The sequence below is a fragment of the Paenibacillus sp. FSL R10-2778 genome (genome assembly GCF_038593035.1).
Taxonomy (GTDB): Bacteria; Bacillota; Bacilli; order Paenibacillales; family Paenibacillaceae; genus Paenibacillus_AQ; species Paenibacillus_AQ odorifer.
On the sequence record NZ_CP151956.1, the window covers coordinates 6299637 to 6325058 of the forward strand.

At 45.8% G+C, this 25422-nt stretch carries 25 protein-coding genes and 1 other annotated feature; all 25 genes read right to left on the reverse strand.

Annotation, left to right across the window (positions count from 1 at the left end; all coding sequences use genetic code 11):
- Positions 1 to 32 precede the first annotated feature (32 nt).
- Positions 33 to 3578: a DNA-directed RNA polymerase subunit beta gene (gene rpoB / locus NST40_RS28350; protein ID WP_038573461.1), complete on the reverse strand. Its 3546-nt coding sequence runs from the start codon at positions 3576 to 3578 to the stop codon at positions 33 to 35.
- Between the two features lie 422 nt (positions 3579 to 4000).
- Positions 4001 to 4600, reverse strand: coding sequence for a class I SAM-dependent methyltransferase (locus tag NST40_RS28355; protein ID WP_076186625.1), 600 nt, complete (start codon positions 4598 to 4600; stop codon positions 4001 to 4003).
- Between the two features lie 111 nt (positions 4601 to 4711).
- Positions 4712 to 5071 carry a 50S ribosomal protein L7/L12 gene (rplL, locus tag NST40_RS28360; protein ID WP_036680508.1) on the reverse strand — a complete coding sequence of 120 codons (360 nt, stop codon included), beginning with the start codon at positions 5069 to 5071 and terminating at the stop codon, positions 4712 to 4714.
- Positions 5072 to 5136: 65 nt separating this feature from the next.
- Entirely contained in the window at positions 5137 to 5640 is a 504-nt protein-coding gene (gene rplJ / locus NST40_RS28365) for a 50S ribosomal protein L10 (RefSeq protein WP_076099619.1), read from the reverse strand.
- A gap of 64 nt (positions 5641 to 5704) precedes the next feature.
- Positions 5705 to 5857, reverse strand: a sequence feature (ribosomal protein L10 leader region).
- Positions 5858 to 5924: 67 nt separating this feature from the next.
- On the reverse strand, positions 5925 to 6617 hold the full coding sequence (rplA, locus tag NST40_RS28370) for a 50S ribosomal protein L1 (RefSeq protein WP_036680504.1): 693 nt from the start codon (positions 6615 to 6617) through the stop codon (positions 5925 to 5927).
- A gap of 82 nt (positions 6618 to 6699) precedes the next feature.
- Positions 6700 to 7125, reverse strand: coding sequence for a 50S ribosomal protein L11 (gene rplK, locus NST40_RS28375; RefSeq protein ID WP_036680502.1), 426 nt, complete (start codon positions 7123 to 7125; stop codon positions 6700 to 6702).
- A gap of 74 nt (positions 7126 to 7199) precedes the next feature.
- On the reverse strand, positions 7200 to 7733 hold the full coding sequence (gene nusG, locus NST40_RS28380) for a transcription termination/antitermination protein NusG (protein WP_036680499.1): 534 nt from the start codon (positions 7731 to 7733) through the stop codon (positions 7200 to 7202).
- 21 nt (positions 7734 to 7754) lie between these two features.
- Entirely contained in the window at positions 7755 to 7946 is a 192-nt protein-coding gene (gene secE, locus NST40_RS28385; RefSeq protein ID WP_036680497.1) for a preprotein translocase subunit SecE, read from the reverse strand.
- 20 nt (positions 7947 to 7966) lie between these two features.
- On the reverse strand, positions 7967 to 8116 hold the full coding sequence (gene rpmG, locus NST40_RS28390) for a 50S ribosomal protein L33 (protein WP_076099620.1): 150 nt from the start codon (positions 8114 to 8116) through the stop codon (positions 7967 to 7969).
- Positions 8117 to 8507: 391 nt separating this feature from the next.
- Positions 8508 to 9152, reverse strand: a complete 645-nt coding sequence (gene sigH / locus NST40_RS28395) for an RNA polymerase sporulation sigma factor SigH (protein ID WP_036680496.1) — start codon at positions 9150 to 9152, stop codon at positions 8508 to 8510.
- Positions 9153 to 9310: 158 nt separating this feature from the next.
- The gene (locus NST40_RS28400; RefSeq protein ID WP_036680494.1) at positions 9311 to 9832 is read right to left on the reverse strand and encodes an NYN domain-containing protein; all 522 of its coding nucleotides are present in this window, start codon (positions 9830 to 9832) and stop codon (positions 9311 to 9313) included.
- 2 nt (positions 9833 to 9834) lie between these two features.
- Positions 9835 to 10599, reverse strand: coding sequence for a 23S rRNA (guanosine(2251)-2'-O)-methyltransferase RlmB (gene rlmB / locus NST40_RS28405; protein WP_076105935.1), 765 nt, complete (start codon positions 10597 to 10599; stop codon positions 9835 to 9837).
- Between the two features lie 36 nt (positions 10600 to 10635).
- Positions 10636 to 11070, reverse strand: coding sequence for a ribonuclease III domain-containing protein (locus tag NST40_RS28410; RefSeq protein WP_076099622.1), 435 nt, complete (start codon positions 11068 to 11070; stop codon positions 10636 to 10638).
- Positions 11067 to 12473, reverse strand: a complete 1407-nt coding sequence (gene cysS, locus NST40_RS28415; RefSeq protein WP_076130023.1) for a cysteine--tRNA ligase — start codon at positions 12471 to 12473, stop codon at positions 11067 to 11069. The genes NST40_RS28410 and cysS overlap by 4 nt, the downstream gene beginning before the upstream one ends.
- A 49-nt stretch (positions 12474 to 12522) precedes the next feature.
- Positions 12523 to 13215 carry a serine O-acetyltransferase gene (cysE, locus tag NST40_RS28420; protein WP_036680489.1) on the reverse strand — a complete coding sequence of 231 codons (693 nt, stop codon included), beginning with the start codon at positions 13213 to 13215 and terminating at the stop codon, positions 12523 to 12525.
- Positions 13216 to 13768: 553 nt separating this feature from the next.
- On the reverse strand, positions 13769 to 15232 hold the full coding sequence (gene gltX, locus NST40_RS28425) for a glutamate--tRNA ligase (protein WP_036680487.1): 1464 nt from the start codon (positions 15230 to 15232) through the stop codon (positions 13769 to 13771).
- 51 nt (positions 15233 to 15283) lie between these two features.
- Positions 15284 to 15772, reverse strand: coding sequence for a 2-C-methyl-D-erythritol 2,4-cyclodiphosphate synthase (gene ispF, locus NST40_RS28430; RefSeq protein WP_036680486.1), 489 nt, complete (start codon positions 15770 to 15772; stop codon positions 15284 to 15286).
- Positions 15769 to 16467, reverse strand: coding sequence for a 2-C-methyl-D-erythritol 4-phosphate cytidylyltransferase (gene ispD, locus NST40_RS28435; protein WP_076218759.1), 699 nt, complete (start codon positions 16465 to 16467; stop codon positions 15769 to 15771). Before ispD ends, ispF begins: the two co-directional genes overlap by 4 nt.
- A 95-nt stretch (positions 16468 to 16562) precedes the next feature.
- Positions 16563 to 17651 (reverse strand): PIN/TRAM domain-containing protein, encoded by a 1089-nt coding sequence (locus tag NST40_RS28440; protein WP_036680481.1) that lies wholly within the window; start codon positions 17649 to 17651, stop codon positions 16563 to 16565.
- A gap of 177 nt (positions 17652 to 17828) precedes the next feature.
- Complete coding sequence (gene pssA / locus NST40_RS28445) at positions 17829 to 18566, reverse strand: CDP-diacylglycerol--serine O-phosphatidyltransferase (RefSeq protein ID WP_036680477.1); 738 nt, start codon at positions 18564 to 18566, stop codon at positions 17829 to 17831.
- Positions 18567 to 18630: 64 nt separating this feature from the next.
- On the reverse strand, positions 18631 to 19707 hold the full coding sequence (gene disA, locus NST40_RS28450; protein ID WP_036680475.1) for a DNA integrity scanning diadenylate cyclase DisA: 1077 nt from the start codon (positions 19705 to 19707) through the stop codon (positions 18631 to 18633).
- Between the two features lie 13 nt (positions 19708 to 19720).
- A complete protein-coding gene (gene radA, locus NST40_RS28455) occupies positions 19721 to 21088 on the reverse strand; it encodes a DNA repair protein RadA (RefSeq protein WP_036680472.1) in 1368 nt (455 codons plus the stop codon).
- A 186-nt stretch (positions 21089 to 21274) separates the two neighbouring features.
- The gene (clpC, locus tag NST40_RS28460; protein WP_036680471.1) at positions 21275 to 23743 is read right to left on the reverse strand and encodes an ATP-dependent protease ATP-binding subunit ClpC; all 2469 of its coding nucleotides are present in this window, start codon (positions 23741 to 23743) and stop codon (positions 21275 to 21277) included.
- A gap of 35 nt (positions 23744 to 23778) precedes the next feature.
- Complete coding sequence (locus NST40_RS28465) at positions 23779 to 24843, reverse strand: protein arginine kinase (protein ID WP_076218760.1); 1065 nt, start codon at positions 24841 to 24843, stop codon at positions 23779 to 23781.
- Positions 24844 to 24871: 28 nt separating this feature from the next.
- A complete protein-coding gene (locus tag NST40_RS28470) occupies positions 24872 to 25396 on the reverse strand; it encodes a UvrB/UvrC motif-containing protein (protein WP_036680467.1) in 525 nt (174 codons plus the stop codon).
- Positions 25397 to 25422 lie beyond the last annotated feature (26 nt).

Genomic DNA, 25422 nt, shown 5'->3' on the forward strand with positions numbered 1-25422 from the left:
TTATAAAATGGAACTTTTAAGCTCCAGCTTGATTATTCTACTCCGACTTCTGAACCTTCTAAATTGAGGCTTAGTTTGTCGCCTGACGTCTCGTCCTCATCGTCCAATTCTCTCATTTCAATTTCCTGCTCGTCACCGCTAAGAATCTTAACATCCATACCCAGGGACTGCAGTTCTTTGATCAATACCTTGAACGACTCAGGAACACCTGGTTCCGGTACATTTTCACCTTTGACAATAGATTCGTACGTCTTCACGCGACCAACCACGTCATCGGATTTCACGGTCAAAATTTCTTGCAATGTATATGCAGCACCGTAAGCTTCAAGCGCCCACACTTCCATCTCCCCGAAACGCTGTCCACCAAATTGAGCTTTACCACCCAATGGTTGCTGCGTAACTAGTGAGTAAGGTCCTGTTGAACGGGCGTGAATCTTATCATCAACCATGTGCGCCAGTTTGATCATGTGCATGACACCAACAGTAACTTCACGTTCGAAGCGTTCACCTGTACGGCCATCATACAGTACAGTTTTACCATTACGCTGCATACCTGCTTCTTCCATCGTATCAAACACGTCGTACTCACGCGCTCCGTCAAATACCGGCGTTGCAATGTGAATTCCCAGACGCAATGCAGCCATACCAATATGGACCTCGAGCACCTGTCCGATGTTCATACGAGAAGGAACGCCGAGAGGGTTAAGAACAACCTGTACTGGCGTACCGTCCGGAAGGAACGGCATATCTTCTTCTGGCAGGATACGGGCAACGACACCCTTGTTACCGTGACGTCCGGCCATCTTGTCTCCCTCAGAGATCTTACGTTTCTGAGCGATGTAGACACGAACCAATTGATTTACACCAGGAGGCAGCTCATCGCCGTTCTCACGTGTAAAGACTTTAACGTCCACGATAATACCATCACTACCATGAGGAACGCGTAAAGAGGTATCCCGTACTTCACGAGCTTTCTCACCAAAGATAGCGTGCAGGAGACGTTCTTCTGCTGTCAGTTCAGTTACACCCTTAGGAGTAACCTTACCCACCAGAATGTCACCAGCGCTGATTTCCGCACCGATGCGGATGATTCCGCGCTCATCAAGATTGCGCAGAGCTTCTTCGCCGACGTTCGGAATATCGCGCGTAATTTCTTCAGGTCCCAGTTTAGTGTCGCGAGCTTCAGATTCGTATTCTTCGATATGAATCGAAGTATATACATCTTCCTTAACCAGCTTTTCACTTAACAGGATCGCATCCTCGTAGTTGTAACCTTCCCAAGTCATGAACGCAACGACTACGTTACGGCCAAGAGCAAGTTCGCCCATTTCTGTAGAAGGACCGTCTGCCAGGATATCACCCTTCTTAACAATGTCCCCTCTTTTAGCTAGAGGACGTTGGTTAATACAGGTACCTTGGTTAGAACGCATAAATTTGTGTAATTTATATTTAACGATATCGCCTTTAACTTCCTTGCCTTCGACAGTCTCAACGCGACGCAGCCAAATTTCGTTAGCTGAAGAACGTTCGATAATACCGTCATACTTGGAAACGATACATACGCCAGAATCCTTAGCGGATTTATGTTCCATTCCTGTTCCGACCAGCGGAGCTTTTGGAATTAGAAGCGGAACAGCTTGACGTTGCATGTTAGATCCCATCAGTGCGCGGTTGGAGTCATCGTTCTCAAGGAACGGAATGAGCGCCGTAGCGACAGATACAACCTGTTTAGGCGAAACGTCCATGTAATCGACACGATTACTTGGCATCGTTGTAATGTTGTCTGAGTCTTTGTTGTAACGAACGATTACCATGTCTTCTTTAAAGGTGCCATCTTCTTCGATCAACACGTTAGCCTGAGCAACTACATAATTATCTTCCTCATCAGCAGTCAGATAGTCAATTTGCTCAGTCACCTTACCAGTCTTCGGATCCACCCAACGATACGGAGCTTCAATAAAGCCGTATTCATTGATGCGGGCAAAGGTAGACAAGGAGTTGATCAACCCGATGTTTGGACCTTCCGGCGTTTCAATTGGACACATCCGACCGTAGTGACTGTGATGGACGTCACGAACTTCAAAGCCCGCGCGTTCACGTGTCAAACCACCAGGTCCGAGGGCGGACAGACGACGTTTATGCGTAAGTTCCGCAAGCGGGTTCGTCTGATCCATAAATTGAGACAGCTGGGAGCTACCGAAGAACTCTTTAATAGACGCGATGACCGGACGAATATTGATCAGAGCCTGAGGCGTAATCGCATTAGCATCCTGAATCGACATTCTTTCACGTACAACACGTTCCATCCGGGACAAACCGATACGGAACTGATTCTGCAAGAGTTCACCTACAGAACGCAGACGACGGTTACCCAAGTGGTCAATATCATCGGTATTGCCAATTCCGTGAAGCAAATTAATAAAGTAGCTGATTGAGGATATAATATCAGCTTGAGTAATATGCTTAACAGATTTGTCGATATTGCCGTTAGCGATCAGCTTAATAACCCGGCCTTCTTCAATTGGCGAGAATACGTCAATTGTTTGAAGAGGAATATCTTCGCTGTCCATAACTCCACCAGTAACACGGTAGTTTTTAAAGGCAACATTCTTTTCGAAATATGGAATCAATTCATCAAGCAGTCTACGATCGACCATTTGGCCGGATTCTGCCAGGATTTCTCCAGTAGAGTCGTCAACCAAAGGCTGAGCAAGACGTTGATTGAAAAGACGGTTCTTAATGTGTAGCTTTTTATTGATTTTGTAACGGCCTACATTAGCTAGGTCGTAGCGTTTTGGATCAAAGAAACGCGCAACCAGCAAACTTTTGGCATTGTCTAGTGTCGGCGGTTCGCCCGGACGCAAACGCTCATAAATTTCAATAAGCGCCTTCTCCGTGGAGTCCGTGTTGTCTTTATCCAGCGTATTGCGAATATATTCATCATTGCCAAGCAATTCCAGAATTTCGGCATCACTACCGAAACCGAGAGCACGCAAAAGTACGGTAACAGGAATTTTACGAGTCCGATCGATACGAACATACATAATGTCCTTAGCATCGGTTTCAAGTTCCAACCAGGCTCCGCGGTTCGGGATTACTGTGGCGGTGTAGGTTTTTTTGCCGTTCTTATCCACTTTTGTGCTGAAATAGACGCTTGGAGAGCGAACCAACTGGCTGACAATAACCCGTTCCGCACCATTAATAATAAAAGTGCCGGTCTCCGTCATCAGCGGGAAATCTCCCATGAACACTTCCTGCTCTTTAACCTCACCGGTCTCTTTATTAATGAGCCGCACCTTTACACGCAGAGGAGCCGCATACGTTACGTCCCGCTCTTTAGCGTCGTCAACCGTATATTTCGGTTCACCCAGGCTGTAATCAATGAACTCTAGTACCAAATTACCTGTGAAATCCTGGATCGGCGAGATGTCCTGAAACATTTCCCGCAATCCTTCCTCCAAAAACCAATCATAAGATTTTTGTTGGATCTCGATCAGGTTCGGGACCTCGAGTACCTCGTTAATTCTCGCATAGCTCCGCCGAGTGCGTCGACCATACTGAACAAGATGTCCTGCCAACTTTACTCACCCCTCATGTCTACTCACTTAAAAATTGATTGCGAACCCTTGTTTGGAACCGTATAATGGAACCATACTACAAGGATTCAGTCATAAATAAAAGAAAAGCCCTTATCGAAATCTTCGAAAAAAGAGCGCATTTATCCATGACCAAAATACTCCTTATCAAGTAGATTTGCCCAAAACGTACATATTATACGTCACCAAGCAATAGTTTATGCGCTATTATCTATTACCACGCAGCATTTGCTACGTTAGAGCATAGACAACCAACTCGCAAAAACTTGCCGTGCGGCATGCGCTAGCCGGGCGACAATATATTGCTTGACATTTCAGCAAACTAAAGACATGGAGCCTATCTTAATACTGACATTTTATAATAATACCATTATCACTATCACATGTCAATAACCTATTGTATTTTATTTTTGCGCTTTAATAATACGATAGCCTTTGTCTTTCCCCACTTCTTCCACCATTGAGAACAAGCTTTCTAGTTTTGCCACTGCGGATGGAGCGCCCTGCTTCTTCTGAATCACAATCCACAGATAGCCACCCTCATTTAAATGTTCATACGCATCTTCAAAAATCTTATGCACTACAGCTTTTCCTGCACGAATCGGAGGATTAGTTAGAATCACATCGAACTTCTGCTGCTCATTCAATGCGCCGAGCACATCGCTTTCCATTATCGTAACATTCCGGATTCCATTGTGCTGAGCATTCTCACGCGCCAGTTCTACCGCACGACTGTTAATATCAATCATGGTTACATGTCCTTTGGGAGCTAGGTATGCTGCACTTAATCCAATCGGCCCATAACCACAACCTACATCAAGCACCGCTGAACCGTCCGGAATTATCATAGCTTCAATAAGAACTCGGCTACCGTAATCGATGTCCCCTTTAGAGAATACACCGGCATCGCTCGTAAAACGAAAGCTTTTGCCTCTTAGTACGGTATCAATGCTACGTCTGTCATGACGTACTTCCGGCTGCTGCGAATAATAATGTTGCGACATCTCTTTCCTCCCTTTCCTATTATGTTAGCAGTTGGTATATACGCCCTACTAACTCTATTTATAAAACAAACCCCTTGAACAAGTTCAAGGGGTTTTCAGTAATAGAAGGAATTACTTCACTTCTACAGCTGCGCCTGCTTCTTCCAATTTTGCTTTAGTAGCTTCGGCTTCGTCTTTGCTTACTTTTTCTTTGATTGCTTTTGGTGCGTTGTCTACAAGATCTTTAGCTTCTTTCAAGCCAAGACCAGTGATTTCGCGAACGATTTTGATAACGTTGATTTTGGAAGCGCCAGCGCCTGTCAAAATTACGTCAAATTCGGATTGCTCTTCAGCTACTGCTGCTACTGCACCGCCAGCTGCTACTGGAGCTGCTGCAGTTACGCCGAATTCTTCTTCAATTGCTTTAACCAGGTCGTTCAGTTCCAATACGCTCATGCCTTTAATTGCTTCCAAGATTGCTTCTTTACTCATGATTGAACCTCCATTTTATATTTAAATTTATTTGTGGTATTGATTATGCTGCAAGAGTCAAAGGCTTACGCGCTTTGTTCTTCTTTTTCAGCAACAGCTTTAACTGCAAGCGCGAAGTTGCGCATTGGAGCTTGAAGTACGCTAAGCAGCATGGACAGCAAACCATCGCGGGATGGAAGCTCAGCCAGTGCTTTCAGTTGTTCCGCGTCAATGACACGACCTTCAACTACGCCGCCTTTCAATTTCAAAGCGTCGTTTTTCTTGGCGAAATCGTTCAAAATTTTAGCTGGTGCTACTGCATCAGTTGTGCTGAATGCGATAGCTGTTGGACCAGTCAAAACTTCATCCAATTCACTCAACTCAGCCGCAGCAGTTGCGCGACGCAGCAATGTGTTCTTCAGGACTTGAAACTCAACGCCAGCTTCACGAAGTTGCTTACGCAGTTCAGTCACTTGGGAAACGTTCAATCCACGGTAGTCAGCTACAACAGTCGAAAGACTGTTTTGCAGTTTTGCAGTAACGACGTCAACCGCGTCTTGTTTTGCTTGAATTACTTTTGCATTTGCCAATGTATACACCTCCTGAAAATTTATGTGTCGGCGTTCTTTCCAAGGAAAGCTTCACCGCTCCTACGCAGGCAGTAGAAAAGCCTCCGCAGAATCACGAAGGCTTGATAAAACGAAAGTTATACGAGCGAGCTCGTTACTTCTTGTTTCTATCACAACACCTCGGTAGGAAATTAAGCACTAAGGCACCTACTGTCTACGGTAAGCATATTCAAGGTTAAGATTGATACCTTAAGTTTCACAACTGTTATAGATTATCAAAATTGACTCAAAGAGTCAACCCTTAATTATCTGAAGACGGTTGTGTTCACACGAGCGCTAGGTCCCATTGTGGAAGAAATCGAGATGCCTTTAAGGTATACACCTTTAGCAGCAGCTGGTTTCGCACGGTTCAAAGCGTCGATAAGAGCTTTAAGGTTATCGTTCAATTGTGCAGCATCAAAGGACACTTTGCCGATTGGCGCGTGAATTTGACCTGCTTTGTCGAGACGGTATTCGATTTTACCGGCTTTGATTTCTTGCACAGCCTTGGAAACATCGAATGTAACTGTGCCAGCTTTAGGGTTAGGCATAAGACCTTTACCACCAAGCAGACGACCCAGTTTACCGACTTCACTCATCATATCAGGTGTAGCTACGCAGACATCAAATTCAAACCAGCCTTGTTGAATTTTGTTGATCATGTCTTGATCACCAACAAAATCAGCGCCAGCAGCTTCAGCCTCTTTCGCTTTTTCACCTTTTGCAAATACAAGCACGCGTTGTGTTTTACCAGTGCCGTGAGGCAGGACAACAACACCACGAACTGCTTGGTCTTGTTTACGTGGGTCTACACCCAGACGAACTGCTGCTTCAACGGTTTCGTCGAACTTAGCAGTCGCTGCCTTTTTCACAAGCTCTACAGCTTCTGAAGGCTCGTAAGTTGCTTCGCTGTTGATCAGCTTAGCAGCTTCTTGGTATTTCTTACCATGTTTAGCCATGAAAATGTTCCTCCTTTGTGGTGTTAGCGGAAATTCCTCCCACATACTTGCGGGTCACGAATGACCGATTCTTCGAAAACTACTAGTCTTCGATTGTGATACCCATACTGCGGGCAGTACCTTCAACCATACGCATTGCAGCTTCAACAGTTGCAGCGTTAAGGTCAGGCATTTTTGTTTCAGCAATTTCACGTACCGCAGCGCGGCCGATTTTTGCTACTTTTTTCTTGTTTGGTTCGCCGGATCCTTTTTCTACTTTAGCAGCGATGCGAAGCAGAACAGCAGCCGGAGGAGTTTTAGTGATGAAAGTAAAGGAACGGTCTTCAAATACTGTAATTTCAACCGGAATGATCAAGCCAGCCTGGTCGGCAGTACGAGCATTAAATTCCTTACAGAATGCCATGATGTTGACACCTGCTTGACCTAACGCCGGACCTACTGGAGGCGCTGGATTCGCTTTCCCTGCAGGAATCTGCAGTTTCACCATTTTAATAACTTTTTTAGCCATGAGTGACACCTCCTTGCAAAAATAGTGGTCTTCGAACGCCAATAGCGCTCTCCCACAAGAAACCCTAGCTTATGTTATATTTTCTCCACTTGAGTGAAATCCAACTCTAGCGGGGTTTCCCGTCCAAACATGTTAACATGCACTTTGATCTTGCTCTTGTCAGCCAAAATTTCTTCCACGGAGCCCACAAAATTCGCAAACGGACCAACCATAATACGTACGGATTCCTTGATTTCGAAATCAATCTTCGCTTTAGGTTCAACCATGCCCATATGCTTCAGAATTTGTTCTACCTCTTCCGGAAGCAAAGCTGTTGGTTTAGACCCTGAGCCTGTCGAACCAACAAATCCAGTAACGCCCGGAGTATTGCGGACAACATACCAGGAATCATCAGTCTGAACCATTTCCACCAAAACATATCCGGGGTAAACTTTACGCATAACGGTTTTTTTCTTACCGTCTTTGTTTACGATTTCTTCTTCCATAGGAACAAGAACGCGGAATATTTTGTCTTCCATGCCCATGGACTCAACGCGCTTTTCCAAATTGGCTTTGACCTTATTCTCATACCCAGAATAGGTATGAACGACATACCATCTTTTTTCCATATCAAGCCACCTGGGACCTCTCTAAATAATCGCTTCAATCACAGCGGAAATACCGATGTCCAGAACCCAGAAGTAAATAGCGACAACTACAATCGTACCGAGAACGATCAATGTATAGTTGGTCAATTCTTTACGACTTGGCCAGCGAACCTTTTTGAGTTCACTCCAGCTCTCAGTGAAAAAGGAAAACATAGACTTGAAACTACGTTTCATGCCGACTACACCTCCACAGACTATCTGGTTTCGCGATGAGGAGTTTGCGAGTTACAATACTTGCAAAATTTCTTCATCTCCATGCGGTCGGGGTGATTTCGCTTGTTTTTGGTAGTCGCATAGTTTCTTTGTTTGCAACTTGTACAAGCCAAAGTGATAATTACCCGCATGATGTGCACCTCCCGAGACGTCCTTCTAATTCACATTAGAAGACGCAAATATTGATCCTAAAAAAAAGCCGCGAATTTAGGCCTACCTAAAACACTTTAGCATAATGTCAAGGTCTGTGTCAACGAAAGAATTCCGTTCTGCACTGGGTAATTCCGGGTTTAGTAGTCATATGGCCGTACCCTGTCTTTGGGTCTATCTCTTCCTCACACTTCGCTGTCTTCCTTACCATTATGGGGTATTCCGTCTGTGTATAAACCTACCTTCAACGGCAACGACTAAAATCGGCTCAAATAGTAATTTATGGTGCAAGCACCTAATTCTATCCGAGTGATTTCAAAAAGACTAAAAAAAAGAACTCGATGTCCGAGCCCTCTCTTGTTCATTATATCATCAATTGTCACGTACTTCTAGATATCTTTCTAATTTCCTTTTTACTCGTTGTAGAGCGTTATCAATAGACTTTACATGCCGTTTAAGATCTTCAGCAATCTCTTGATAGGATCTTCCGTCTAAATACAACATCAGAACCTTGCGCTCCAAGTCACTTAGAATCTCCGCCATCTTATCTTCAAGACCAATGAATTCTTCTTGATTAATAATTAGCTCTTCTGGATCTAGAACCTGTGTTCCACAAATGACATCCATAAGTGTTCTATCAGAATCTTCGTCATAAATGGGCTTGTCCAAGGAAACATAAGAGTTCAGCGGAATATGTTTCTGACGAGTGGCCGTCTTAATAGCCGTTATAATCTGTCGTGTAATGCAGAGCTCAGCAAAAGCCTTGAATGAAGAGAGCTTGTCACCTTTAAAGTCACGAATAGCCTTGTATAGACCAATCATTCCTTCTTGTACAATATCTTCACGGTCTGCCCCGATCAAGAAATAAGAGCGGGCTTTAGCACGTACAAAGTTACGGTATTTATTAATCAAGTGTTCTAATGCGCCACTGTCGCCACCACGGAAAGCCTCGACAATATCTTCATCACTTATGAAATCATACTCAGACAGCATTATTTCCTTGAGGTCGACACTCACCAAGAATCCCCCCGGCTGCAACGCAAGACACATCGTTACTTCGCGAAATATAGGATCAGTATATATTATGTTACCTTCCACCGTCAACCGGAGTTTGTCCAAAATCAATCTAGAATAGCATAAATTGGAATAAAATATTTCCTGATTCTTCCTCGATCTCACTGTCTGCGCCATTTTTCCAACTTACTGCGCACATCGGGAGGCAGTTTGTCTTCCAAAGAATGACGAGTAGAACTGACACCGCCAGGTTCAATAGCTTTTTTTACTTGTTTCTGATTCTCTTCAATTTCCAGATGCAATTCCCTTGCCGAAATTCGCAATGCACCTTGTGCAAAAATAATATGCTGCTCTATAAAATCACTCGTAGCCACATAGATCTGCCGGCGCCGATTGCTATATTCCCCAACCAGTCGCTCAATGCATTCATCTGCGGTTTCTTTTTCCTTGGTGAAGTACACCTGGACCTTACCCTGGACAAAAGACCTTCCCAACCCCGGAACACGGTATGCATCAAAAACAGCAATAACTCTTCGTCCAGAGAAAGCCTGGTAATCTGCCAGCAAATCCATCAAGCGGTCGCGTGCTTCCTGCATACCAATCTGGGACAGTGCCACAAGTTCCGGCCAGCCACCGATCATGTTATATCCATCCACAAGCAGCACATCGCGCCAGTCGGCCATAGCTATCCCTGCTGTTGCCGGCGGCGTATCACTTCATACATAATGACTCCTGCGGCGACAGAGGCATTTAATGAATTGATCTTTCCGGCCATCGGCAGCTTAAGAAGTACATCACATTTTTCACGAATCAGGCGTCCCATTCCTTTATTCTCATTGCCAATTACAACAGCTACCGGACCCGTGAAAATATCGGATTGGTATAGATTCTGATCGGTATCCACGTCTGTTCCTACTACCCAGACTCCCTGTTCTTTTAGACGGTCAATGGTCTGACCCAGGTTTGTAACCCGGGCAACCGGAACATACTCCACAGCACCCGCGGATGTTTTGGACACGGTCGCAGTTATCTGAGCCGAACGGCGTTTAGGTACGATTACCCCATGTACTCCAGTACAATCCGCCGTCCGCAGAATCGAGCCCAGGTTATGAGGATCTTCAATTTCATCAAGCAAAATAAGGAATGCCGGTTCTCCTTTGGCTTCTGCTATAGCTAACAGATCATCCACTTCAACATAGGCAAATGGTGCTGCTTGTGCAACCACCCCTTGATGCTGCACGCCTGGTGCCAATTGATCCAGCTTACGCTTGTCCACATGCTGAATGACAATTCCCGCTTTCCGGGCTTCGGCAACGATGGGTGCTGTCAGATGCTTCTGGGCTGTCTCTGCAATCCAAATTTTATTTAATGTACGACCAGCACGAAGCGCTTCAAGCACAGAATGCTTCCCTGCCAATATTTCCTCTTCAGTCTTCAATTCTTCTTCCATGTTCACTTCTCCTATTTTCTATTTCACCAAAGCCTATCACGGCTGTTTCAACATAAACTGTATACCCTTGTGCACAATTTCTTCTATTCTCTCCTGTTGTCCTGTGTAGTACAAGTGACCAATCAAGCACTCAAAAGCTGTAGCATGACGGTATTCAAGCACATCCGCATTCTTAGGAACACTTCCCGATTTCGCATTTCTTCCCTGACGGGCGACATCCTTCTCCTCTTCCGTGAGACTAGGCTCCAAAAAGTTCAGAATTGCACACTGTGCTTTAGCGGATACCAGCCCTGTAGCAGAACGATGCAAATGGTTCGGACGCAAATTCGGAAGAGATACTAAATACTGGCGAACAGCCACCTCATAAATAGCATCTCCTACATAAGCTAGAACAATAGGCGAAAGTAGTCGCGCAGGTTTGGAAGGCTCATAAGGAAACCATCCGTTATCAAACTTGCGTTCCTCACTCATTTACGACGCCACCGCATTCCTTGTGGAGTATCCTCAAGCAATATGCCCAAGCGGCCTAATTCATCACGGATCTCGTCAGACCGGCTCCAATTCTTATTCTTACGAGCTTCAACCCGCTCGGCGATCAACCGTTCAACTTCTTCACTTGCAATTTCCTCTTCCAGTTCAGGCGTCAATCGCAGCACAGCATTCATTTCGCCAAAAGCTTGCAGTAATGCAGCAAAATCAGCAGGAGCAGCCTCGTTATTCGCAAGCGTATGGTTTGCCAGGCTCACCCAATCGAACATAGCCGTGATCGCATCAGGCGTATTAAAGTCATCCTGCATTCTAGCATGGAAATTGGCCACTATAGCTGACAGCTTATCATTAATCTCTGAGTTGACCTCACCTTGAGCACCATCAGCAGCGAGTTCAAGCCGATGTTTAACGTTACTCTCTGCAAGCGTGATCCGTTCAACGCTCTTTTCGGCGGAAGTCATAGATTCCTCTGAGAAATTCAGCGGGTTACGGTAATGGGTCGATAGCATGAAATAGCGGATAGCTCCTGCTTTAAAACGCTCACGGATGTCTTTTACAAGCCAGCCATTACCGAGCGATTTCGACATTTTCTCGTCACCGATGTTGATGAATCCATTATGCATCCAGTAATTAGAGAGTGGTTTACCAGTCAGAGCTTCGGTCTGAGCGCATTCACATTCATGATGCGGGAACTGCAAATCTTGTCCACCACCATGGATATCAATCGTATCTCCCAAGAACTCTCGCGCCATAGCCGAGCATTCAATATGCCAGCCGGGACGTCCGTCTCCCCAAGGGCTACTCCAGTGCACTTCACCAGGTTTGGCTGCTTTCCAAAGCACAAAATCCTCCGGTTTTTCCTTACGTGAGTCCACCTCAACACGGATACCAAACTGCAGCTCATCCAGATTCTGACGAGATAATTTACCGTAGTCTTCAAATTTTGAAGTGCGGTAATATACATCGCCGCCGCTTTCGTATGCGTATCCTTTTTCCTCAAGCTCTTTAATAAATCCAATGATCAGCTCCATGCTTTCCGTTACACGGGGATTCAAGGTTGCCGGTTTAACACCAAGCCCTTCCAGGTCGTCACGGTAAGCAGCAATGAAAGTTTCCGCTACCTCTGCTACAGTAGTGTTCATTTCTTCGGCTTTGCGAATCAGTTTATCATCGACATCCGTGAAATTCGTAACATACCGCACCTCATTACCTAACTGCTCCAAGTAATTCCGGACCATATCAAAAACAATTATAGGTCTAGCATTTCCGATATGCATATATCCATAAACGGTTGGACCACACACATACATCTTAACTTTGCCCGGCTCCTGGGGCACAAACTGCTCCTTGCTGCGTGTCATTGTGTTATATATTTGTAAAGCCATCCTTATTCCAGCCCTTTCTGTTCTTCCGGATTCCTTAATACCGGGATGCTTAAATTTCGTAGTCACCAATATACTGCTGAGCTTCTGCTATCCGCTGTGCGGTTTTTTGTTTATCTTCTGCGCCAAGCTTTTCCCTAATTTCTTCGATTTCTTTCTGCAAAAACCGCAGTGAATCGACAAGCGGGTCAGGCATCTTCGTATGATCGAGCCGATCGGATACCCGTTCTCCATTACGTTTTACCACACGACCTGGATTCCCTACTACTGTACTGTTGTTAGGCACTTCACGCAACACAACTGCATTCGAACCTATATTTGAATTGTCACCAATACGAAAAGATCCTAAAACCTTCGCACCGGAACCAATAACTACATTGTTGCCGACCGTGGGATGTCGCTTACCTTTTTCTTTTCCTGTTCCTCCAAGCGTAACCCCTTGATAGATTATAACATCATCACCGATTTCGCAGGTTTCTCCAATAACAATCCCCATACCATGGTCGATAAACAGCCTATTTCCGATGACAGCTCCAGGATGGATCTCAACACCAGTCATAAATCTGCTAAACTGCGAAACCATACGAGCCATTGTATACCAGCGGCGTTTGAAAAAAGAGTGGGCGATCCGGTGACCCCAAATGGCGTGCAAGCCGGCATATGTGAAGACAACCTCGAACCAGCTGCGGGCAGCAGGATCGTTATCAAATACCGCCCGAATGTCCGACTTAATATGCTTAAACATCACGGTTCCTCTCTTCTTAACTTCCTTATCTCCTGTTTACAGGTACACAAGAAAGGTATTGTCTCCAGGCCCATCATCCTTATCATACATATGCGGTGAGTGTTCGCTTGGTTTGTTATCTCGTAGAAATATAAGACAAAGAGTATTGTATGAAAATTATTTTTGCTTATATTTAGACAAAAAACGCCCCTGCAGCATAATGCTGCAGAGACGTTTAACCGCGGTTCCACTCTGCTTGAACGAATCAAATGAGCCGCTATTGTAACAAACGGCAGAATTTCTTCGTTCCACTTGGCATCATTAACGGCGACGTTCCCGGCGCGATCTAATGAGCCTTAAAAAGGTCATTCAACCGTGCAGCTCACAGGCGCATGTTCTGCCCCGGACAAATGAATAACTCCCAGCCCGAAAGGGTGTCCCTTTCTCGGTTATTCTCTCTGGCAATTGTCTTCAATGGACGTACTTCTCCTGATCACAGCTATTATCATATAATTCTATCTTAGCGCAAAAGACAAGATACTGACAAGGGGGTTTAGTCGTATGAAATACGACCTTAAGCGCCCTTAATTTGTGATTTCAAACGTTCTATGACCCGGTTTTTGCCGAGCAAAGCAATGGTTATATTAAGATCACGTCCGTGCGTTTGTCCGGTCAGAGCCACACGAATTGGCATAAAGAGTGCTTTGCCCTTATGACCTGTTTCTTTCTGTACTTCCTTAATCAGAACAGCCATGTTGCTTGCACTGAAATCCTGACAGGCTTCAACCTTAGCCAGAAAAGCAGACAATACCTCAGGAACTTGGCTTTCAGCCAGAACCTGCGCTGCTTCCGTCTCTAACTCTAGGTGACTGCGGAAGAACAGTTCCGATAGCGCCACGATGTCAGAAGCTGCAGTCATCTGCTCTTGATACAACGCGACAAGGCTTTCCGCCCATGCTTGTTGCTCTTCATTCAGCTCAGCAGGTATTTTACCCGCTTTTTGCAAATGTGGAATAGCTAGTGCAGAGATCCGTTTAGGATCAGCATGTTTAATATAATGATTATTCAGATGCGCCAGCTTGTTTTTATCGAACACAGCCGGGCTTTTGGACAAACGGTCCGCATCAAAAATAGAAATAAGTTCTTCTTTACTGAAGATCTCTTCTTCTCCCTCTGGAGACCAGCCAAGCAGAGAAATGAAGTTAACCAGAGCCTCAGGCAAGTAACCCAATTCATCATATTGCTCGATAAACTGAATAACGGATTCATCCCGTTTGCTGAGCTTCTTGTGGTTGTCGCCAACAATAAGCGTCATGTGACCAAATAAAGGTGGCTCCCAGCCAAGCGCTTCATAGATCATAAGCTGGCGGGGTGTGTTGGAAATATGGTCTTCTCCACGCAATACGTGGGTAATAGCCATCAGATGATCGTCAACAGCTACCGCGAAGTTATAGGTCGGAATTCCGTCCTTCTTCACAATAACAAAGTCACCCATTTCTTTTGTGTCAAAAGAAATACTGCCTTTTACGAGATCATCAAACGCATACGTACGATCTTCTGGCACACGGAAGCGAATGCTAGCCACTCGTCCCTCAGCTTCAAAAGCTAAACGTTGCTCTTCAGTCAGATCACGGTGTTTGCCAGAATAACGAGGCGTTTCTCCGCGGGCAGTCTGTTCTTCACGTTCCGCTTCCAGCTCTTCCTCTGTGCAATAGCAGCGGTAAGCCAAACCTCTGTCCAGCAAATCCTGCCAATGTACACGATATAAGTCAAGACGTTCTGTCTGACGATAAGGTCCGTACTCTCCGCCCACATCAACGCTCTCATCCCAATCCATACCCAGCCATTTCAAATACTTAAGCTGGCTCTCTTCACCACCAGCAACATTGCGCTTTACGTCTGTATCTTCAATTCTGATAATGAATTTACCGCCTTTATTACGGGCGAACAGATAGTTAAACAGCGCCGTTCTGGCGTTACCTATATGTAAATGTCCCGTAGGGCTCGGTGCGTAACGCACCCGGACTTCATCCGTCATTGTATTCCCTCCGCTTCATATGGTTGAACTTAATTTACTACTTAGACCATCTCAAGATGATATCACATCTTGGAGTAGACAGACAATAGATTGTGCGGCAATTCCTTCGCCGCGTCCGGCAAAACCAAGCTGCTCAGTTGTAGTAGCTTTAACATTCACCTTGGACGGGTCGGCATTAAGCGCACGTGCGATAATCTCGGTCATTTGTGGAATGTACGGAGCCATCTTAGGCTTTTGGGCGATAATCGTTGAATCGATATTTCCCAGCTTATATCCTCGCTCACGAGCAAGTGCCCATACCTCTTCTAATAACTTCAAGCTATCTGCGTCCTTAAAAGCTGGATCCGTATCTGGAAAATGTCTGCCAATATCACCTAGTCCAAGTGCGCCTAGAATCGCGTCACTAACTGCATGCAGCAGCACATCTGCATCGGAATGCCCAAGCAATCCTTTTTCGTAAGGAATCGTAACTCCCCCAATAATACAAGGCCTGCCCTCTACCAGCTGATGCACATCAAATCCTTGTCCTACAGCGATCATGATTGTCCCTCTCCCCTGTTTCTTTCTGTGAATTCTGCATAATCCAAATCATCAGGTGTCGTAATCTTAATATTTCTGTAGCTTCCCTCTACCACAGAAACCGGAATCCCCGCACGCTCCGCCAAGCTGGAGTCATCGGTGCCCAGAAAGCCATCCCGCTCTGCCGCTGCATAAGCCTCCAGCAAATCAGAAAGACGAAAAGTCTGCGGGGTTTGAATCGCCCACAGACTTCGCCGATCCGGCGTAGACAGTACTTGTCCTTCATTATCCACCTGTTTGATCGTATCCTTGACGGGTACAGCAAGAACCGAAGCACCCATCTGCTTCGCTCGTTCGTAGCAAGCCTCAATTTCATTTGGCTGTACAAACGGACGAACACCATCATGTACCATTACCCACTGTGTCGTAAGTTTCAACAACCCTTTATGTACGGAATGCTGACGCTCAGATCCACCAGTTACTATAGCCTTAACCTTGTCCAGCTTATAGAGCTGTATCCATTCCCGGCAGCGTTTAATATCCTCTTCACCGGTTACGAGCACGATTTCAGAGATCAATTCGTGCTGCTGGAATACCTCCAGCGTATGAACGATAATCGGCTTCCCCTGCAGTAACAAATATTGCTTGCTCTCCGCAGTTCCCATTCGCGTTCCTCTGCCTGCCGCCACAATGACGACGCCCACACTGTTTGACATTAATCTGGCTCCTGTCTTTCACGTATAATCCCATCATAACGTGTTTGGCGGGCATTTCCAACCCATAGGACAGTCCCCATACACTTTATCTTCACTTATTGCGCTTTTTCCAAAAGTTTTGGCTTAGCAAATATCATTCGGCCAGCCGAAGTTTGCAGCACGCTAGTGACCAGAACCTCCATCGTAGTCCCGATATATTCACGTCCGCCTTCTACAACAATCATCGTTCCATCGTCTAAGTAGGCTACCCCTTGCCCATGTTCTTTGCCATCCTTAATGACCTGAACTACGATTTCCTCACCAGGCAGCACTACAGGCTTCACAGCATTCGCCAGATCGTTAATATTCAGAACGGAAACACCCTGCAATTCGCAAACCTTATTTAAGTTGAAATCATTAGTGACTACTTTACCTTGCAGTACCTTCGCTAACTTCACTAACTTACTGTCAACCTCAGAGATTTCTTCAAAATCCCCCTCATAGATCAATACCTTCACATCAAGCTCTTTTTGAATTTTATTGAGTATATCAAGCCCACGCCGTCCCCGGTTCCGCTTCAACAAATCCGAAGAATCAGCAATATGCTGGAGCTCTTCAAGCACGAATTCAGGTATGACAATGGTTCCCTCAATAAATCCCGTCTTACAAATGTCAGCGATTCTTCCATCGATAATAACACTTGTGTCGAGGATTTTATGTTCCTCAAGCCCGCGGCCTTCCGGCTCAGCCGCTTGGCCCCAGCGTCCAGATGTCCACAGCGCAGCAAGCTCCTCTTTTTTCTCCAAACCGATCCGCAGCCCCAGATATCCAAAAGCTAACGTAGCTGGCACTTGCAGCAGCTGCCCAGCTTTCCCAAGCCAGATCATTGCAGGGTATAACAGGAGAGATAACAGAAGCCCCCCTGTAAGCCCAGCTGCACTTGCAGCTAATTCATTCATTGGAATACGCGAACAGTAGTGAACCGCCTCCCGCAGTTTTGAACCTCCCCATTCCGCGCATAAAGACCCCGCAAACAAAAAAATAATGGCACCCAGCACCGTAAATAAAATGCTTCCTTCTACAGGTAAGCTTTCACCCAGCTTTTCCATCCCCTTGGGGAATCCTCTTTCGAGCGCATGGTATAGCGAAAAACCTGACCAAGCACCACATATTAAGGCAAAAGACAAAATCACTTTTTTCCACATAACCTAACGCACCTCCTTTTTATTCATCCTAAATGGATCTATTCCTCACCAGTATGTTCCAATTTTCAAGACGATAAACTTGGATTAGTGCTGGAAATGCAAAAAGGCCTTGCCATCCCCTAGGGAAGACAAAACCTTTGGTCATAATTTATTCAGCTACCTTACCTTATGGACCGATTAACCGTTCTTGGAATGATACACTTTATCCTCTGAACGGCTACGACGACGATGACGGCGTCTGGCTGTCAACCGATCAATATTTTGCTTAAAACCGTATAATGCATAAATTCCAAGTAAGACAAAGATCAGCTTAGCGATTTGCTCTGGGAACACAACAGCTACAGCCACTGCAACAACAATAACCACTGGCGCTCCAACCACCGCTTTTTTCGGCAATCCAATCTTTTTGAAATTAGGATATTTAACAGTGCTGACCATCAAATAGGATAAGAGCAGTGTAGCAACGATCATAAACGGAGCCGAAACATCTTTATTAAAAAGAGCTAATGTGGCCAGTACACCACCTGCAGCAGGAATTGGCAAACCGATAAAATAACCCGGAACCCCCGGACGAACATTAAAACGGGCTAAGCGCAAAGCACCAAACACCGGAAAAATCGCAGTTACTGTCCAGCCTAATGCAGAGTTCAAATCCTGCAGGCTTGAGACGTACAAAATAACGGCCGGTGCGACTCCGAAAGAAACGACATCAGATAAGGAGTCCAACTCCTTGCCAAATTCGCTTTCGCATTTTAGAGCGCGAGCTACTCGACCATCTAAGCCGTCTAACAGCATAGCAATAATAACCATGATAGCGGCCATGCTAATCTTACCGTCAAACGCCATCATGATACCAAACATTCCGAGCATCAAATTACCTATCGTAAAAAGACTCGGAATTGATTTTTGTATCATTTCTTCACCTCAATTTTCTAACTTTGGCCTTTAACGTCCCCAATATTACGTGATTGTATGTTATTTACATTTGCCTGTCAATAAGAACTTGCTTCTGTAAACGTTTGAGCCCATCCTGAATATTACGGGCCCGCACCTCCCCAATTCCGTCCACTTCATCCAATTCAGCTATGCTTGCGGACATCAAATTAGGCAGCATTTCAAACCGCTCCACCAGATTGTGAATGATCACATTCGGAAGCCGCGGAATTTTGTTAAGCAGGCGATAACCACGTGGAGTCACCACTTCTTCAGAGGTAATTGCCGTAGAGGAATAACCCAGTATACGGGCAATATGGTTATCATCCATCAGATCATCATCGCTTATCCGTTTGAGACCGGCGATAATTTCACGGATTTTATCTTCCTGCTCTTCCTTAGCATAGTCTCTGTATAGAAGCCATGCTTCTTCCTCTGTATTTCCAACCAGTTCTTCCATCTGCATGCTGATCAGGCGTCCTTCGTTGCCCAATTCGTTGATATAGCGTTTGATCTCCATTTTTATGCGCAAAACCATCTCTACACGCTGGATAACGCCCACTACTTCAGCAACGGTAACAATGCCCTCATATTCTGAAGCTGACAAATTCGTCAGTCCTTGCGTGAGCACTGCTTTATACTTCTCGAGTGTCTGAATCGCTTGGTTAGCCTTTGCCAAAATAGCCCCGATCTCTTTGAGTGCATAACGTATCGAGCCTTGATAAAGCGTGATGATATTGCGGCGTTGTGAAATGGAAACCACCAGCTTACCCGTTTGCTTCGCTACCCGCTCCGCGGTGCGGTGACGGATCCCCGTCTCGATGGATGAGATAGAGGAATCCGGTATAAGTTGTGTATTAGCATACAATATACGCTTTAAATCCTCACTTAGAATAATAGCTCCGTCCATTTTAGCTAGCTCATATAAATAATTGGGCGAAAAATCGCAGTTAATGGAGAATCCGCCATCCACTACGTCCATCACCTCAGGACTGTACCCTACGACAATAAGTGCCCCTGTCTTAGCGCGCAGCACATTCTCCAAACCTTCCCGAAAAGGTGTACCCGGTGCCGCCAGTCTGAGCAGATCATTCATATTCTCTAATTGGTTATATTCTTTCATATCCCTGTGCCCCCTAATCTAACGCGACCGATAGTGCATCTGCTACGGTACTGACGCCAATAATCTGGATATCTTGCGGGTGCTTCCATCCCTTCATGCTCTTTTCAGGCATAATCACCCGCCGGAAGCCAAGCTTTGCGGCCTCCTTAACGCGCATTTCCGCGCGCGAAACGCCTCTTACCTCACCGGTAAGTCCTACTTCTCCGAAGAAAACGTCGTAAGGTTTTGTTGAAATATCACGAAAACTGGAGGCGATACTAATAGCTACAGCTAGATCAATCGCCGGTTCATCCAGCTTTACTCCCCCGGCAACATTCAGGTATGCATCCTGATTTTGCAGGAACATGCCCATCCGTTTCTCGAGTACAGCGATAATAAGTGCCATCCGCTGGTGATCCATGCCTGTGCACATTCGCCGTGGGGAAGGGAAGTGGGTGGCAGCAACAAGTGCCTGAAGTTCTACAAGCACAGGTCTAGTTCCCTCCATACTTGCCACCACAGTAGAACCAGCCACGCCAAGCGGACGTTCCGATAAAAAGAGCTCCGATGGATTCTCTACTTCGGTAAGCCCCGCTTCACCCATTTCGAAAATGCCGATTTCATTCGTAGAGCCAAAGCGGTTTTTTACAGCCCGCAAAAGTCTATACGTATGATGCCGCTCACCCTCAAAATACAGCACGCAGTCCACCATATGTTCAAGCATCCGTGGTCCAGCAATAGCCCCTTCCTTGGTAACATGACCAACGAGAACTGTTGCAATTCCACGAATCTTAGCGATACGCATAAATCTTGTCGTACACTCCCGAACCTGGGTCACGCTGCCTGGCGCACTCGTTACTTCTGGCATAAATACGGTCTGAATAGAATCGATGACAAGAAATTGTGGCTGGATTTGTTCGATCGCTTCTTCTATGCTTTCCATATTTGTCTCACATAGTACATAAAGCTCCGTTGACAACGCATCGAGGCGATCCGCGCGCAGCTTAGTTTGCCTTACCGATTCTTCGCCCGAGATATACAATACTCGCAATCCCTGTGTTGTAAGGGCGTGCGAGGTCTGTAATAAGAGCGTAGATTTACCGATTCCTGGGTCTCCCCCTACTAGTACCAGCGATCCTGGTACGATCCCCCCACCGAGAACACGGTTAAGCTCACCTATACCTGTCAGTATGCGCGGTTCCTTGTCACTTTCTATACTTATGATCGACTGTGCCTTTTCTTTACTATGAAAAATAGGGGCATTCATTCCCTGTGTTTTGACTACGCTTTCCGTTTCCTCCACCATGGAGTTCCAAGCCTGGCACCCTGGGCATTTCCCGAACCATTTTGGCGATTCGTATCCACAGTCGGTGCAAAAAAATTTTGTTTTTGCTTTAGCCATTTGTTCTCCTTACGGTCCGAACTGTTTACAATTCGGATCATTTTCTTCTAATGAAAGTTTACCATTTCTACCCCTTTAACGAAAGGTCATTCGGTATTTGCATTAAATGTATATTTTAAATTGATCTATTTCCAATAAAAAAAGCTTCCGCTCCTCTATAAATAAGGAGCGAAAGCCTTGTTTATTTTATTCGGATTCTACTTCTTTTTCAAGCGCTGGCGCTACTGGAGCGTCCACTTTAGTCACCACAAGTTCTCCGCCGACCTCATCAATATTGAGGGAATCACCCTTTTGGATATTTCCTCTCAACAATTCCTCAGAAAGACGGTCTTCAATATGCTTCTGAATTGCCCGACGCAATGGACGTGCACCGAAGGCTGGGTCATAACCTTCTTTAGCCAAGAAGGCCTTCGCTGCATCCGTGAGTACGAAATCAACATCATATTCACGCAGGCGCTTACGCAGCTCATCAGACATCAACGTAACGATCTCAGCGATATGTTTCTCATCGAGTGAGTGGAAGACGATGATTTCGTCGATCCGGTTCAAGAACTCTGGACGGAAGCTCTTTTTGAGCTCTTCCATAACCTTGCCCTTCATATTGCCGTATTCTGCTCCTGCATCCTGCACAGCCGTGAATCCAAGCGTTGAATTCTTCTTGATTGCCTGTGCGCCTACGTTAGAGGTCAGAATGATAAGTGTATTGCGGAAGTCAACTACCCGGCCTTTGGAGTCGGTAAGGCGACCATCTTCAAGCACTTGCAGCAAAATGTTGAATACTTCCGGATGTGCTTTTTCAATTTCATCAAGCAGTACTACCGAGTATGGTTTACGACGTACCTTCTCTGTTAATTGGCCGCCTTCTTCATAGCCGACATATCCAGGAGGGGCACCAACTAAACGGGACGTGGAGTGCTTCTCCATGTATTCCGACATATCAATACGGATGACCGCATTCTCATCGCCGAACATGGCTTCAGCAAGCGCACGTGCCAACTCAGTTTTACCTACACCCGTAGGACCGAGGAAGATAAAGGAGCCCATTGGACGTTTTGGATCTTTAAGACCCGCACGCGCCCGGCGCAATGCCCGGCTGACAGCCTTAACAGCTTCGTCCTGACCAATCACTCGTTCATGCAGCAGAGCTTCCATGTTAAGCAGACGGTCGGTCTCTTCTTCCTTCAGCTTGCTTACAGGGATTCCCGTCCAGCTTGCAACAACCTGTGCGATATCTTCAGGTGTAACTTCAGAATCGGTACGTCCTTGTTTTTCTTTCCACTGGTTCTTAGTCGTATCAAGCTCTTCACGGATTTTTTGCTCCGTATCACGCAGGGCAGCCGCTTTCTCAAACTCTTGGCTCTGAACAGCAGAATCCTTCTCCTTGCGGATATCATCCAAGCGCATTTCTAGTTCCTTCAGATTTGGCGGGATAGTGTAAGAGTGAAGCCTTACTTTAGACCCTGCTTCATCGATAAGGTCAATGGCTTTATCCGGCAGGAAACGATCCGGAATGTAACGATCAGACAGCTTTACAGCTTCCACGATAGCTTCATCCGTAATTTTCACACGGTGATGTGCTTCATAACGATCGCGAAGTCCAAATAAAATTTGTACCGCTTCTTCTGGAGATGGCTGATCCACCGTAATGGGTTGGAAACGGCGCTCCAAAGCTGCATCTTTTTCAATATATTTACGATATTCATCCAGCGTAGTCGCACCGATGCACTGAAGTTCTCCGCGGGCTAAAGCCGGCTTAAGAATGTTGGAAGCATCAATAGCACCTTCTGCGCCACCAGCACCGATCAGCGTATGAAGCTCATCGATAAAGAGTACGATATTCCCCGCTTGGCGAATCTCATCCATGATTTTCTTGAGGCGGTCTTCAAACTCACCGCGATATTTAGTACCAGCCACTACCGAGCCCATATCGAGCGTCATTACGCGTTTGTCGCGCAGTGTTTCTGGAATTTCATTATTAATGATCTTTTGGGCCAAGCCTTCAGCAATAGCTGTTTTACCAACCCCAGGTTCACCTATCAACACCGGGTTGTTCTTCGTCCGGCGGCTCAGCACCTGAATAACACGTTCAATTTCCTTGCTGCGACCGATAACTGGATCCAGGTTGCCATCCTTGGCATAAGCCGTCAAATCGCGTGCTAGACCGTCTAGAGTCGGTGTGCTGACATTAGCAGGTGTTCCGCTATGACTGGATGCAGCCTCGCTGCTTCCCAGAAGCTGAAGCACTTGCTGACGAGCTTTGTTCAAGCTGATGCCTAGGTTATTAAGCACACGAGCCGCGACACCTTCTCCTTCACGAATAAGTCCTAGCAGAATATGCTCAGTGCCGACATACGTATGTCCCAGCTTGCGGGCTTCGTCCATCGACAACTCGATTACTTTTTTGGCGCGAGGAGTATAAGCAATGTTCGTAGGTTGTTCTTGGCCTCTGCCAATCAGTGTCTCCACTTCGTCCTGGATTTTCTCAAGACCCAGACCCAAAGCGATTAATGCTTTAGCAGCAATGCCGTCTCCTTCACGAATAAGTCCTAGCAAAATATGTTCTGTGCCAATATTGTTGTGTCCTAAACGAACAGCTTCTTCCTGCGCTAGCGCTAGCACTTTTTGTGCGCGTTCCGTAAATCTTCCAAACATCATATCTCCTGCACCTCCATGAATAATAAATATCTATATTAATGTTGTGTTCCCAGTGTTTCTCGGAGCAGTTTCGCCCGATACATATCCCGTTCAGTGGCGTTCATCTCGTCACCGAACATTTTTTGCAGAAATCCTGGCTGTGTCTTAACGTTAAGCTCATTAAGCACGGAAATCGAAGGGCCTTCCAGTATACCAAGGTCAACCCCAAGTCTCACATCAGACAGCCGTTGTGCGGATTCTTTAAGCTCCATTAGAGCAGCGTAACACAAAATCCCATAAGATCTTTTCACTCGGTCTGTAATTCTTAAAGCGGAATCTACAAGCAGCCTTTCACGGGCATTTCGTTCATGCTCTATAATCTGGGTGACTACACTGTGAAGGTTCTCGATGATTTCACTTTCTGTTTGACCGAGAGTAATCTGATTGGAAATTTGAAAGATGTTCCCTACTGCTTCGCTGCCCTCACCATAAATTCCTCTTACAGTCAATCCCACTTGGTTCACTGCTGACAATATGCGATTGATCTGTTGGGTCATTACTAGTGCTGGCAAATGCAGCATTACTGAGGCACGCAGCCCTGTACCCACATTGGTGGGACAACTGGTCAAGTATCCTCTTTTATCATCAAAAGCGTAATTCACAGCCGATTCGAAGATATCATCGATGGCTGTCGCACGTTCCCATGCTTCTCTTACCTGAAGACCCGGGAACAGACATTGGATCCGCAGATGGTCTTCTTCGTTAATCATGATGCTGACCGACTCATCTTCATTTAATATCACAGCTGCGCCACGTGAATCATTAGCCAGATTAGGACTGATGAGATGTTTCTCGACCAATACCTTTTTATCCAGTTCATTCACTTCAGCAAGCTTTATCAGTTGAAAAGATCCGAATACGGCAGCAGTTTCCCCATGAAACACAGGGGCCAGCAGCTCTAATACTTCTTCCGATTGCTCTAAGGAAGCAAGCATAGGGAATGGAAGATGCTCTAAATTACGTGCAATACGCATACGGCTGCTAATTACAATCTCGGAGTGACTGCCTCCCGAGCGCATCCAATCACTAAGCGCTTGTTCAGTAAATCGGAGACTTGACATGTCATATCCCCCCTATATATCAAAGACTTTACTCTTGTGCCATTTCTTTTTCAAGTTGGCGAATTTGATCCCGCAGCTCTGCCGCAGTTTCGAATTCCTCCTGTGCGATACTTTGCTGTAATTCCAGCTTCAATTCATCAATTTGCCGCTTGAACACAATTTGTGCTCCAGCACGTTTAGGAATCTTGCCTACATGCGAAGTGCTGCCATGCACCCGTTTAAAGAGCGGGTCCAGTGCACTGTTAAAATATTTATAACAGGAGCTGCAGCCAAAACGACCCAATTTGCTAAACTGCGAGTACGTCATTCCACAATTCTCACATTGCAGACTCTGCGTAGTCTTCGTAGCAGCCGTCTTTTCCTTACCGGCCCCTTCAAGATCAAGCAGACCGGACAGCAAGCTGTGAATGGAGAATCCTCCAGCAGTTCCCGGGATCAGTTCACCCTTCTCCCGCGCACAGCTCTCGCAGATATGAAATTCTGTCTTCTCTCCATTCACGATCTTGGTGAAATGGAGTGTTGCTGGCTTGACGCCACATTCCTGACATTGCATAAGCGAAAGCCCCTCCCTTATGATTG

Excerpts from the sequence above, each read along its gene's own strand:
- NST40_RS28355 (WP_076186625.1), bottom strand. The coding sequence starts at position 4,600 with ATGTCGCAACATTATTATTCGCAGCAGCCGGAAGTACGTCATGACAGA.
- rplL (WP_036680508.1), bottom strand. The coding sequence starts at position 5,071 with ATGAGTAAAGAAGCAATCTTGGAAGCAATTAAAGGCATGAGCGTATTG.
- rplA (WP_036680504.1), bottom strand. The coding sequence starts at position 6,617 with ATGGCTAAACATGGTAAGAAATACCAAGAAGCTGCTAAGCTGATCAAC.
- rplK (WP_036680502.1), bottom strand. The coding sequence starts at position 7,125 with ATGGCTAAAAAAGTTATTAAAATGGTGAAACTGCAGATTCCTGCAGGG.
- nusG (WP_036680499.1), bottom strand. The coding sequence starts at position 7,733 with ATGGAAAAAAGATGGTATGTCGTTCATACCTATTCTGGGTATGAGAAT.
- secE (WP_036680497.1), bottom strand. The coding sequence starts at position 7,946 with ATGAAACGTAGTTTCAAGTCTATGTTTTCCTTTTTCACTGAGAGCTGG.
- rpmG (WP_076099620.1), bottom strand. The coding sequence starts at position 8,116 with ATGCGGGTAATTATCACTTTGGCTTGTACAAGTTGCAAACAAAGAAAC.
- NST40_RS28400 (WP_036680494.1), bottom strand. The coding sequence starts at position 9,832 with ATGGCCGACTGGCGCGATGTGCTGCTTGTGGATGGATATAACATGATC.
- rlmB (WP_076105935.1), bottom strand. The coding sequence starts at position 10,599 with ATGGAAGAAGAATTGAAGACTGAAGAGGAAATATTGGCAGGGAAGCAT.
- NST40_RS28410 (WP_076099622.1), bottom strand. The coding sequence starts at position 11,070 with ATGAGTGAGGAACGCAAGTTTGATAACGGATGGTTTCCTTATGAGCCT.
- cysS (WP_076130023.1), bottom strand. The coding sequence starts at position 12,473 with ATGGCTTTACAAATATATAACACAATGACACGCAGCAAGGAGCAGTTT.
- cysE (WP_036680489.1), bottom strand. The coding sequence starts at position 13,215 with ATGTTTAAGCATATTAAGTCGGACATTCGGGCGGTATTTGATAACGAT.
- gltX (WP_036680487.1), bottom strand. The coding sequence starts at position 15,232 with ATGACGGATGAAGTCCGGGTGCGTTACGCACCGAGCCCTACGGGACAT.
- ispF (WP_036680486.1), bottom strand. The coding sequence starts at position 15,772 with ATGATCGCTGTAGGACAAGGATTTGATGTGCATCAGCTGGTAGAGGGC.
- ispD (WP_076218759.1), bottom strand. The coding sequence starts at position 16,467 with ATGTCAAACAGTGTGGGCGTCGTCATTGTGGCGGCAGGCAGAGGAACG.
- NST40_RS28440 (WP_036680481.1), bottom strand. The coding sequence starts at position 17,651 with ATGTGGAAAAAAGTGATTTTGTCTTTTGCCTTAATATGTGGTGCTTGG.
- pssA (WP_036680477.1), bottom strand. The coding sequence starts at position 18,566 with ATGATACAAAAATCAATTCCGAGTCTTTTTACGATAGGTAATTTGATG.
- disA (WP_036680475.1), bottom strand. The coding sequence starts at position 19,707 with ATGAAAGAATATAACCAATTAGAGAATATGAATGATCTGCTCAGACTG.
- radA (WP_036680472.1), bottom strand. The coding sequence starts at position 21,088 with ATGGCTAAAGCAAAAACAAAATTTTTTTGCACCGACTGTGGATACGAA.
- clpC (WP_036680471.1), bottom strand. The coding sequence starts at position 23,743 with ATGATGTTTGGAAGATTTACGGAACGCGCACAAAAAGTGCTAGCGCTA.
- NST40_RS28465 (WP_076218760.1), bottom strand. The coding sequence starts at position 24,843 with ATGTCAAGTCTCCGATTTACTGAACAAGCGCTTAGTGATTGGATGCGC.
- NST40_RS28470 (WP_036680467.1), bottom strand. The coding sequence starts at position 25,396 with ATGCAATGTCAGGAATGTGGCGTCAAGCCAGCAACACTCCATTTCACC.